10 protein-coding genes are annotated in these 11,733 nt (G+C 50.8%); 3 read left to right on the top strand and 7 right to left on the bottom strand.

Features of this window, described 5'->3' with window-relative positions:
- The first annotated feature begins 10 nt into the window (after positions 1-10).
- Positions 11-955 (top strand): DMT family transporter, encoded by a 945-nt coding sequence (locus tag MUB35_RS13785; protein WP_244806381.1) that lies wholly within the window; start codon positions 11-13, stop codon positions 953-955.
- 37 nt (positions 956-992) lie between these two features.
- Here MUB35_RS13785 and MUB35_RS13780 read toward each other — a convergent pair whose 3' ends face one another.
- Both MUB35_RS13780 and MUB35_RS13775 read right to left on the bottom strand, forming a co-directional pair.
- Positions 993-1,574 carry a cyclase family protein gene (locus MUB35_RS13780; protein ID WP_158587308.1) on the bottom strand — a complete coding sequence of 194 codons (582 nt, stop codon included), beginning with the start codon at positions 1,572-1,574 and terminating at the stop codon, positions 993-995.
- Between the two features lie 27 nt (positions 1,575-1,601).
- On the bottom strand, positions 1,602-2,255 hold the full coding sequence (locus MUB35_RS13775; protein ID WP_103731176.1) for an HAD-IA family hydrolase: 654 nt from the start codon (positions 2,253-2,255) through the stop codon (positions 1,602-1,604).
- A 187-nt stretch (positions 2,256-2,442) separates the two neighbouring features.
- On the opposite strand from MUB35_RS13775, the gene MUB35_RS13770 reads away from it, so the two are divergent.
- Positions 2,443-3,801, top strand: a complete 1,359-nt coding sequence (locus MUB35_RS13770) for an MATE family efflux transporter (protein ID WP_033143430.1) — start codon at positions 2,443-2,445, stop codon at positions 3,799-3,801.
- Positions 3,802-3,856: 55 nt separating this feature from the next.
- Here MUB35_RS13770 and yaaA read toward each other — a convergent pair whose 3' ends face one another.
- Positions 3,857-4,597, bottom strand: coding sequence for a peroxide stress protein YaaA (gene yaaA, locus MUB35_RS13765; RefSeq protein ID WP_244806380.1), 741 nt, complete (start codon positions 4,595-4,597; stop codon positions 3,857-3,859).
- A gap of 104 nt (positions 4,598-4,701) precedes the next feature.
- On the opposite strand from yaaA, the gene MUB35_RS13760 reads away from it, so the two are divergent.
- On the top strand, positions 4,702-5,376 hold the full coding sequence (locus MUB35_RS13760) for an HAD family hydrolase (protein WP_244806379.1): 675 nt from the start codon (positions 4,702-4,704) through the stop codon (positions 5,374-5,376).
- Here the strand turns inward: MUB35_RS13760 and MUB35_RS13755 are convergent.
- The 4 genes from MUB35_RS13755 to MUB35_RS13740 all read right to left on the bottom strand — a co-directional run bounded on the left by MUB35_RS13755 (position 5,330) and on the right by MUB35_RS13740 (position 11,714).
- Positions 5,330-5,632, bottom strand: coding sequence for a cysteine-rich small domain-containing protein (locus MUB35_RS13755; protein WP_033143504.1), 303 nt, complete (start codon positions 5,630-5,632; stop codon positions 5,330-5,332). The genes MUB35_RS13760 and MUB35_RS13755 overlap by 47 nt on opposite strands.
- 72 nt (positions 5,633-5,704) lie before the next feature.
- Positions 5,705-6,127, bottom strand: a complete 423-nt coding sequence (locus MUB35_RS13750; RefSeq protein ID WP_033143433.1) for a bacteriohemerythrin — start codon at positions 6,125-6,127, stop codon at positions 5,705-5,707.
- A gap of 72 nt (positions 6,128-6,199) precedes the next feature.
- Positions 6,200-10,132: an ATP-binding protein gene (locus tag MUB35_RS13745; RefSeq protein WP_244806378.1), complete on the bottom strand. Its 3,933-nt coding sequence runs from the start codon at positions 10,130-10,132 to the stop codon at positions 6,200-6,202.
- A 13-nt stretch (positions 10,133-10,145) separates the two neighbouring features.
- Positions 10,146-11,714, bottom strand: a complete 1,569-nt coding sequence (locus MUB35_RS13740; protein WP_244806377.1) for an extracellular solute-binding protein — start codon at positions 11,712-11,714, stop codon at positions 10,146-10,148.
- Positions 11,715-11,733: the final 19 nt, after the last annotated feature.

Below are 11,733 nucleotides of genomic sequence, written 5' to 3'. Positions count from 1 at the left end.
AGCTTTCTACATGACAGCAAAACAATCCAAGAATTTTCTGCTGCTGTTCACCGCCGCAGTTATCTGGGGAGTGGCTTTTGTGGCACAGAGCGTAGGCATGGACTATGTGGGTCCTTATACCTTTAATATGGTAAGGACCCTGCTGGGCGGCCTAGTCCTCATCCCCTGCATCTTCCTTCTGGGCAGAAAAAATGTCCGGAAGGACCATGACGGCAGCCAGTCCTCACAGACCTTTGACCGCCCCCGTGATCTATTCATAGGCGGCGGTCTCTGCGGCCTGATGCTTTTTATTTCCACCTCTCTTCAGCAGGTGGGCATTCAGTACACCACGGTGGGCAAGGCAGGATTTATCACAGCTTTGTATATCATCCTTGTGCCCATACTGGGAATCTTTCTGAAAAGGAAGCCCGGGCTGCGCATCTGGATCAGCGTGGTGATCGCGCTGGTGGGTCTGTATCTTCTGTGTATGACAGGAAGCTTTTCCCTGAGCAAAGGAGACTTTCTTATCTTGATCTGCTCCTTCTGTTTTTCCATCCACATTATGATCGTGGATCACTTTTCTGTGAAGGTCAGCGGAACCAAGCTGTCCTGCATCCAGTTTTTTATATCTGCCGCTCTGTCGGCAATTCCTATGTTTCTGCTGGAAACACCGCGCATGAGCAATATCCTGCAGGCATGGCTGCCCATTCTCTATGCGGGAATCCTCTCCTGCGGAGTGGCTTATACCTTCCAGATCATCGGGCAGAAGGGCTGTGATCCCACCATCGCTTCCCTGATCCTGAGCCTGGAATCTGTGGTATCGGTTCTGGCGGGATGGATGATTCTCCACCAGAGTCTCTCTGCCAAGGAGATCACCGGCTGTGTACTTATGTTTGCTGCCATCATCCTTGCCCAGGTCAACCCGAAAAAGCAGGGCGCAGGGGCAGAATCCCTTAACGGGGAAACCGTATCCTGAATATTTTAAAAGGTGCCGGCAATTGCCGACACCTTTTTTATATCTCGATCAGAACCGGACGCACCGGTGAGCCATCCAGATCCGCCATTTTCATTGGCTGGGCTGCCAGGAAATATTCCCCCTGCGGTACCTCCTTAAGCACAAGTCCCTCCACGATTACGATCTCTGCTCCCAAAAGTATTCTGTGTATCTCCTTCTGGGTCTCCGAATCTCCCACGGTCTGGTCCTCCACGCCGATCAGATCCAGCTCTGCCCGGGCGCACACAGCGGCAGCTTCCGGCGTCAGCAGAATATCCCCCTTCACCAGCAGCTTTTTTGTGCCGTCCGCCAGCATCCGTTCCATATCCTCCGCCTGTACTGTGCCTGCAGATTCCGCGACTCTGCACACTCCCATGCATTTTTCCAGTGGGATTTTGTCCACTCCGTGCTTTCCTGCACAGAAGTGCTTCGGCGCATCTAAGTGGGTGCCGTTATGGCTTCCCATGGTGAGCACGGTCAGATTACAGTCATCTCCCTTTTCTATCTCATAATAGGGTGTCTTTCCCGGCACCGGGTCCCCGGGATAAGCCGGGGTGGAGAACAATTCTTTTCCTATATCGTACATTTTCTTTCCATTCATATCTGATTCCTCTTTTCTCTTGACCATTCAGCCATTCAGCAGGTACTCCTCCAGTTCCTTTACACTCCGGACGATCTTGTCTGCTCCCGCCTGTGAAAGTTCCTCATAGCTGCCGTATCCGTATGTGACTCCTATGCAGGCAACTTCAGCCTTAGCCGCGCCGTTTACATCCTGGTCCCTGTCCCCGATCATGACCGCTTCCCCTCTTCTGTCCCGGTATCCCAGTCTCTCAAGGATAATTTCGATCACATCCGCCTTGGACATTTTCATCTTCTCCGGGTCGCTTCCCACGATTTCATGGAAATACTCTGAAAGCTCAAAGTGTTCCAGGATGCGTTTTACCATGCCGTCCGGCTTAGAGGATGCCACGCCCAGTATAAAGCCTCTGGCTCTCAGCGTCTCAAGCATCTCCCTGACGCCGTCATAAGGACTGTTTTCAAACAGGCCGGTCACATTGTACCGTTCCCGGTAGAAACGGACAGCCTGCACCGCCTCCTCCTCTGACATGCCGCAGTATCGCATAAACTGCTCCAGAAGCGGAGGGCCCACAAACACCTCCAGCGCCTTCAAATCCTCCGCCTCTCTCCCCATCTTATGCAGGGCGTACTGAACGGACTTGGTTATCCCTTCCCCGGATGCGGTCAGTGTGCCGTCCAGGTCAAATAGCAATACTCGATACATGGCTTCTCTCTCCCTTATATAAATTCACATTATTTTTTCCATTATAGACAAAAACCCTCTTAAAAACAAGAACAAGTCAAAATATTATAGATTTTTCACCAATTATTGTATGACATTTCCGGGAAAATCTATTATACTAGAGGATAGACTGCAAAAATACTATTTGGATCAGGAGAGGTTCTACATAATGGAAATCGCTGCAACAAGACAATCCACCTTTTACAAAGATATGTTCCGGCTGGCACTGCCCATTGTCATCCAGAATCTGATCACCACCGCGGTAAGCTCCGCTGATGTGATCATGCTGGGCTGGGTCAGCCAGACCGCCCTGTCTGCCGGTTCCCTGGCAAGCCAGATCATGTTCATCCTGAATCTGGTCTACTCCGGCATAGCATCCGGTGTCATCATGCTGGCTGCACAGTACTGGGGCAAACAGGATACTGAGACCATTGAGCGGATCATGGGAATCGGCATGCGCCTGTCGATCCTCATATCCTCCCTGTTCTTTGTACTGGCCTGTTTCTTCCCCAGACTGCTCATGGTGATCTTCACCTCTGACCAGGAGCTGATCACCGCAGGTATCCCCTATCTCAGGATCGTGGGTATCTCTTATCTGTTCATGAGCATCTCACAGGTCTATCTGTGCACCATGCGCTCCATAGAGCGGGTGATCTTCGCCACAGCCACCAATGCATCTGCGCTGGGGCTGAATATTGTTCTGAATGCTGTTTTTATTTTCGGACTGTTCGGGCTTCCCAAAATGGGCATTGTGGGAGTCGCTATGGCAACCACCATTGCAAGGGGCGTGGAGCTTGCCATCTGTCTGCTGGATGCCTGCCGTTTTAAGACCATACGGTTCCGGCCAAAAACCATTATTGAGCGCCACAAGCTGCTGTTTCAGGATTTTATACGCTACTCCCTGCCGGCCTTCGGAAATGAGGTCTCCTGGGGTGTGGCCTTCTCCATGTACTCTGTGATCATGGGACACCTGGGAAGTGACATGGTGGCCGCCAACGCCGTGGTGATCGTAGCCAGGAATCTGGGCACAGTGGTATGCTTCGGCCTTGCCAACGCAGGCGCCATCCTTCTGGGCAAATCCATTGGCGCCGGGTTTATGGACACGGTGAAGGAGGATTCCACACGGTTCTGCAAGATCACATTTTTAAGCGGAATCGCGGGGGGAATCATTATTTTCCTTCTGCGCCCCCTGTTTATGAACATGGCTGACCTGACCCCAACGGCGCAGGGATATCTGAGCACCATGCTCTATATCAATATGTACTATGTACTGGGACAGGCCATGAATACCACCGTGATCTGCGGTATCTTCCGCTCCGGCGGGGATTCCAGGTGGGGATTCCTCTGTGACTTTATTGATATGTGGCTGTTCGCTGTTCCCCTGGGCTTTATCAGCGCCTTCCTGCTGAAGCTTCCCCCTATGTGGGTCTATTTCCTCATCTGCCTGGATGAATTTGTGAAAATGCCCTTTATTTACCGGCATTACAAGAGCTACAAATGGCTGCAGAATATTACCAGGGATTTCTGACACGCAGTAACCCCCTTATCCCTTTGCCGGGATTCGGGGGCTTTCTTTTATCACATTATTTTAAAAAGACCAGCTCATTCTCTGTGGAACGGCCCTCGTCGTATCCATAAGACAGACCGGCAAACGCTTTGATTTTCTCCGGCTCCGTGATATTCTTTTCCGAGAGCCAGCGCACCATCTCTCCCCTGGCCATCTTCGCCATGGTTCCCTTTACCTTCACCTTTCCGTCCTGAAGCTCTCCGAAGATACAGGTGACAAAGCGCATTTCTCTGCCGGCGTATTTCTCTGCTGCCCTGCTGTACTCTTTTGAGGCCAGGTTCAGAATAAAATCCTCTCCTTGGGACAGCTCCCTGTAAATCTTATCACCCCAGAAGGCATACAGGTCTTTTGCATCCCCTGTCCTTAATTTTGCCTGCATTTCCAGGCGGTATGGGATCACGCCATCCATGGGCTTCAGCACACCGTAAAGTCCTGACAGGATCCTCAGGTGCTCTTTTACATATGCCCACTGTCTCTCTGAAAACACCTGAGGTGCCATATACTGATACTGGATGCCCTCATAAGACAGCACAGCCGGTGTCAAATGCGTATCCAGATCCAGCTCCTTTAACCTCATAAAATTTTCTTCTGCAATTTTGTCATTGCACTGCCACAGCTTTTTCAGTTCCCCATACTCCATTTCCCGCAGTCTTCCTCTCAGGACCCGGGCATCCTTTAAAAAGACAGGCGTGGTGGTCTCAAAGGGTTCATCTGTATTTATATTCATTTTCTTAGCCGGTGAAATTATGATCTTCATATGTAATCGAATCTCCTCTCCCGAAAAGTTTAGCATATTCCCGGATTCTATGCTATAATGGATTTGCTTTTTTGTCTGAGAAAATTTTACAGGAGATATGGGAAATGAAAATAAACGCAGTGATTTTTGATATGGACGGTCTGATGTTCGACACAGAGCGCCTGATGAAAGCAGGCTGGGAGAAAGCCAGCCGGGAAATGGGCTTTACCCTGACAGAATACCATCTGAGCCAGATGCGGGGAGGCACAAGGGAACGAAGCCGCAAACTTTTTGAAAAGTGGTTTGACGGAGCTGTGGACTATGACCGGGGCCGTGCCATCCGGACACAGTATCAAAGGGAATATATAGAAAAGCATGGGGTTCCCCTCAAGAAAGGACTGATGGAGCTTCTTACATACCTGAAGGATCACAGGATCCCGGCTGCAGTTGCCACCTCCACTGCCAGAAGTGAGGCTTCCCGTTACTGGGACATGGCAGGTGTCACTCCTTATATCACCGCCTCGGTCTGCGGAGATGAGGTGACAAAAGGAAAACCGGACCCGGAGATCTTTCTGACTGCCGCAGAAAAACTACAGACACCGCCCAAGCAGTGCCTGATTCTGGAGGACAGTCTAAACGGCATCCGTGCCGCCAAAGCCGCAGGTGCCTGGTCCTGTATGGTACCGGACCTGACACCTGCTGTGGATGAGATCCGTCCCTTTTGTGATCTCATATGTGAAGATTTGTCACGGGTCATTCCTTATCTGGATTCCTGCGGTTCTTCTTTGCAATCTCCATGATCTCATTGTATTTGCCCGTGATGTACCCAAAATTGTCCCGCTTGTGGGGAAGGCCGCATTTGCTGCAGTCTTTTATGCCCTCTTTTGTATAACGGAAATTTCCGCCGCACTGGTCGCCCAGGGCATACAGAGGACAGTAGCAGAACAGGCAGTTGAAATTTTCCGGGTCATTTGTCTTATGGCAGGGGAAGTATTCGCAGTCCTTATGGCTGAAAAATGCGTACTGCTTTCCCTCCCAGTATTTTTCTTCGCTCATCATTCTTACCCTTTCTATAAATTTAACAGAAAAGGAGCGGGACAGCCTGAAGCCTCCCGCCCCCTATGTTTTTTACAGCCTCTCCGGATTGGAGCGCATAAATTTGTATTCAGCCACGGAGCGGTCAAATCCCTTGATATGGTCATATAACCAGTCCACAACATTTTTTTCCACCTGTTTTACAAAGTTCTCTGTGGGACCTTCCTCTTCCTCCAGCATCTCCTGGAGCTCTTTCACTGCCTGGCGGAATTCGTTATGTTTTTCCCTGTGCTTTTCCAGTCCCGGATATTCAATCTCCTCCTGGAGCTTTTCCTCTGCACTGAAATGAAATTCTGTGTAGTCAAGCAGGTAATCCAGCATCTTAACTGCCTTTACCTTCCCCTGTCCATCCTCACAGCTCTCCAGAAGCTGGTTGATCTTGCCGATCAGCTCCTTGTGCTGGGAATCGATCATGTCATTGCCGGTTACCAGTGTCTCATCAAATTCTGCTCTCATAAATCAATACCTCCTGTACAATTATATTAACCATTATCTGCCCGGCAGATAAGAGTTACCAAAATAAAAGGGTCAATTCCTGCTGCCTATGACTCTCAGCAGCGTCTGCATCAGTTCCTTAAAGTCAATGGGCTTTGCCAGATGGCCGTTCATACCGCTCTCAATGGACTTTTTCATATCCTCATCAAACGCATTGGCCGTCATGGCAATGATCGGGATGGTCCTGGCATCTTCTCTGGGCAGCTTCCGTATCTCCTTAGTGGCCTCCAAACCGTCCATGACCGGCATGCGGATATCCATGAGAATCGCGTCGTAATATCCCGGCTCCTTCTCAGAAAATGCCTTCACGCCCAAAAGCCCGTTGACCGCCCGCTCTGCCTCAATGCCGTGAAGGTTCAGAATAGAACCGGCGATCTCCGCGTTCAGTTCATTGTCCTCCACCACCAGGATCCGTCTGCCCTGCAGGGCATCCAGCTCTCCGGGAACCGCCTCTTCCTCCGCCTGCTTTGTGCCGTCCTTCAGGACAATGGCAAAAGAGAATCTGCTGCCCTTGTCAGGCTCACTTTCCAGGCTGATCTCCCCATCCATCATCTGCACAAGCTGGCTGCTGATGGCAAGCCCCAGGCCGGTTCCGCCAAACTTGCGGGCCGTGCTCTCGCCTGCCTGTTCAAAGGAATGGAAAATGCGTTTCTGGTCCTCCGCTTCGATTCCGATTCCGGTATCTTCCACAGAGAAGGAAATCTCTGTCCTGTCCGGTGCCGTCCGGCGCTGGCTTACAGCAAAGAGGATATGTCCGTCTTTTCCTGTAAACTTCAGGGCATTTCCCAGAAGATTGATCAGCACCTGTTTCAGATGCATGGCATCTCCCATCACCCACTTCTGTATCAAATGGGTCTTCGTTGTATAGAAGATTCCCTTCTGCGCAGCCTGCGGCCCGATCAGATCATCTATGTTCCTCACCCACTGCTCCAGGTCAAAATCCAGCATCTCCAGCTTCATCTTGCCGCTCTCAATCTTGGACATATCCAGTATATCATTAATCAGCGAAAGAAGATAGTCTGAAGAGCTGCTGATTTTTTCCAGATAGGTCTGTACCTTTGGCGGCACCTCCTTATCCTGCATGGCGATTTCCGTCATACCTATGATCGCGTTCATAGGGGTCCGGATCTCATGGGACATTCTGGATAGGAATTCGCTCTTGGCCCTGCTCGCCTGGTCGTAACGTACTTTGTTCAGATTGTTCTCAATGATCTTGGCAGCCTCCTGGATATTGCTCTGCTCTTTTTTATCCCACAGAACCGCGTCTGCCTCTGCTGTCAGCGTGATGGAACCTATATATTTTCCTCCGTCTGTCATGGGAACACTGAATCCCCGTTTCGTCTTTGGCATCATAAGGAATTTCCGCTGGCGCTCCGTCATTTTTCTTCCGTCCAGCAGGAAAGGTTCAGAGCCATACTGCTCCGTCAGCGCTTTAAACTCCTCTGCCGTAAAACGCTTCATGTCCTTTTCCTGATGATCCGACGGGTCTCTGTGCCACTGGTGGGAAATATACGCGGTATGGAAATCCCGGTCCACGGAAGTCATGAGAATATCCGTTGCCCCGTAATAGCGGCCCATCTTCACAAAAAGCACAGCCAGAATGGATGCCATGTCTCCCCCCTTATCAAAGAAATTCAGGGTAAGAGAAACCATATTGAGCTGAGGTCCGCTGGTGATGCTGGCTATATCGTTGATCTCCGTCAGGATATTCTCTTTGGTCTGGCTTGGAATCTCCCGGTAGAAATACACCTTTCCGTCTTTTTTCTGCTTGGCAAAGGTCAGCGCACAGCGCACCCTGCGAAGAAGCTGGACATATCCCAGATTGGAGTTATTCCTCATACAGGCACCGATTGATACATGGACGCGGAATTCCGCTCCCTGGTAAAGCTGTGAGATTTCTTCCCTCACTTCCTCCATAAACTGCACGGTCTGTTCCCCGGTAAAATTCGGAAGCCAGATAAGGATCTCATCCCCGCCCTGGCGCACCAGCAGGATTTCCTGCTCCCGGGTCTGCATGAACCGCTCCTTTTTAGCAAGCAGCAGCGTGCCGATTTCCTCCAGGATCACATCCCCGAAGATAAGGCCGTAGGTCTCATTGAGAATGCGGAATCCATCCAGATCCAGAAGCACCATGCAGCCGCTGTCGCCCCGTGTGAGTACCTCCGTCAGATACCGGCGTCCCTCTCTCTGGGTATGCAGCTTTGTTATGGGGTCACGCTTCGCAGACTCAATCTCCCTGAGTTCCTGTATCTTCTGTTCGTGGATATCACGGATACTGCCGATGATCTTAGTCTTCCTGCCATTTTCGTCCTTGATCACCTCACCCTTTAACAGCCTCCAGCGGTAATCCTCCGTGCTGTCGCGTTTTCCCCGGAACTCCACATAGATCACATCCTCATCTCCCGAGAATGCCTGTTCCAGCTTCCTGCTGTCCTCCGGATATGTACGGGTTTCCAGCCGATCCATTTCTTCTGTTATTCTGTATCTGACTGCCTGCCCGTCCCGTTCGGGGTAGTTGAACAGCTCAATCTCCCCTCCGCTCAGATCATAAGTAAAGAAAATATCATCACTGCTCTGCAGGGCGATCCGGTAGCGCTCCTTCTCCTCTGTAAGCCCCCTCTCAGCCTGCTCCTGCCGGCTGGTCAGGTTTTTCACCACATCGTAAAGCTCATCCACCTCGGATACTCCGGAGGTCTTAAACTGCTCCAGGTTCTTACCGGCACTGCTGCGTATACATTCTGCCAGGCGCCGGATGGGGTCTGTCACGTGGCTTGCCACCAGATATGTACAGATTATGCCGAATACCAGGGCCACCAGAATAGCTGCCAGCACCTTCCACAGAATCTGCCGTCCGATCCCGAATATGGCATCATCCTTCTGCACGCCTACCAGAAACCATTCCTCATCCTCAAAGGGGGTGTTTGTGTTATAGAGATGCAGCTTTTTGGCTGACGCGTAGAGTTCCCCGTCGGCCTTATCCTCATTGAGGACATAGACTTGATCAAACTTACTCTCCTCCACACGCAGGACCGTTCCCGCTGCTTTGAGCCGTTCCCCCAGAATACCGGAAGCCACAAGGGGCGCCCACCGGTCCTTCTCGGTGCTCTTTACCAGCATATAGCCGCTCTGTTCATTTTTATTCAGTTCACTGGACGGCAGCATATCCTGAATATGGCTGGCGGATATCTCCACTCCCATAACCCCGTACACCACACCGTCACTGATCAGGGGCACGGAATACGTGACAGCCGGGTATTCTCCGCCGCTCTTTCCCTCATTTAAGGAAAAAGGGTCGCTCCAGTATCCAAGATTAGCATAGCTGGCATCCGGATTTTTCTCTGCCGCTTCAAAGGGCTTATAAAAAAAATCATCCCTGGAGTTCTGCCCTGAGGGTCCAAATGTAAAATCTGTAGTCCAGTAGCTGTCCAGGGCAACCCCGGTCTGATGGACAATATCCCTGCCTCCCCGCTCAATGAGCACATCAGAGTAATCCAGAGAATTTGCAGATGGGTCAGCATCCCTGAAATAATAGCCCTTACAGGTCATGCTGCCCTCCTCATTTATCCCGTCCTTATTTGCCAGGATCATAAAACTGCCTGTCACCTCATTTTTCCTGAGCTGGTACAGGCTGGACATGGCTGTATTCTGCAGAAGCTTTTTCTGGAGGACACTGTCCCCCAGAAAGTCTTCCACGGAAGTCCTGTTGGATGAGAGCAGACTGTTAAGCTCTCTGGTGATCTTCTCTTCAAATTCACTGACTTCCATCCAGTGCTGGACCATATTGTTTTCCAAGGTGATCTTCCTGTTCTCCACTGTCTGCTCCATCATTCCCACAGCATAGGAGTCCAGCAGCCGCATGGTACCGCCGATCAGGACTGTTCCATATGAAAGAAGGCTTTGTATCACAAGTACCGCAATCAGAGGGATACAAAACAGAGCCAATATCGTCCACTTTCTTTTCCTCATTATCTATTCCGCCTCATTCTGCTTTATTCATGGTATTCTGCAAAGCTGCCACAAAGTCGTTATACCAGTTCTGGAAGGATTCCTCCGATATATATGAGGCACAGGCTTCCTCAAGCGTCTGCCCCTGGGCGATCAGCTCCTGTACAGCTGCTCTGTCCTCTGCCGCCTTGTCAGCCAGATTGTATTCCAGAACTTTCCTGGCCTCGGTTCCGTGCTCAAACGCCTTGGTGGTATAAGGCACTGCTGTCTCAAGCGTGCCGAACAGGCTGTCCAGGACATCATAGGTCTTATCCGGGATTTCCAGTCCCTGTTCTTTCACTACCTTGTCAACCGCCCCCAGACTGTTTGCCTCTTTCTTCACCGGAAGATAGCCGGAAGCGCAGCTGAAACGGATGTTGTTCTCTGACTCTGTGAACCATTTTAAAAACAATACGGAGGCGTATTCCTCTTCCTTTGTGGTCTCTGTGACCACCATTCCGGCTCCCTGCTGCACAATATAATTCTCTCCCTCTGCAAAGGAGGGCGCAGGCAGGACCACATAATCTATAGGGTAGGCACTGTCTTCCTGCTCCACCTCGTCTGGAAAATACATGGACGCCGTGGAGGAGCCTGTAAATGCCAGGATCTCGCCGATCTTCACATCGTCTGAACGGAATTTTCCGTACGCCGTAAAATATCCCTTCACAAAGGGCACATAGAAGTTATCCCAGATTCTTTTCATGGTTTCCCGGTCCGCCGAAACGGAAGCTTTGCCGCCCTCCACCCGGAAGATATCCTGGCCGAACTGCTTGGAACCGATGACAAAGAGGTTGGCAACCGAATCCCTTCCATAGAAAGCCTTGCCGTCCTCCGGCACGTCCGGGGTCAGGGAATCTGTCCACTCGTAATATTTCTGCGCCGTCTCCGTCACCCCTTCCAGGGTGGAGAGGTCATCCAGGGAGGCGCCGGATGCCTCCGCAAATTTGTCCCAGTCTGTCTTATTCATCATAAAGATCTCACTGGATTTCGCTGTGGGGAAAATGCGGAGCGTATTGCCTTTCCCGATTCTTCCCTCCTCTATATAAGAATCCACATAGGAATCCAGTTCCTCCTCTGACATGTAGGCTGAGATATCCGCAAGCTTTCCCCTTTTGTCCACCGTATAGGCGGCATCCGCATAGGCTGAGAAAATATTTGGCATTTCCTCAGACCCCACCTCCTCGTTCATGGAGGCCATCACTGCGTCTTCCAGTTCATTCACATTTCCCTGGCTGTAGCCTTTCACAAAAATACCCTTTTCTTTTCCAACCGTCTCGTTGAATTCATTGACAAGCTCGTCAAACGCCACCTGCTGGGCACCGTTATAATAATGCCAGATCGTGATGGAGAGCGGTTTGTCGGGATTCAACTTCACTGCATCCTCTTGCTCCCCTTCTCCGGTTTTCTCCTGGCTGTCCTGTTCCTTTTCTTTTGTCTGCGCTTTATCCTCTGTTGTGCTTTTATCCTTCGTACCGGCCGTATCATTTCCGCATCCTGCCAGAAGTCCGGCAGTCAGGGAAGCTGCCAGCATCAGGCAGCAGATATATCTCATTCTCTTTTTCATATGTATTTCCCCCCTGTGT

The organism is Blautia sp. NSJ-175 (genome assembly GCF_022867815.1).
GTDB lineage: Bacteria > Bacillota > Clostridia > Lachnospirales > Lachnospiraceae > Blautia > Blautia celeris.
This window is presented reverse-complemented; position numbering and strand designations above follow the sequence as displayed.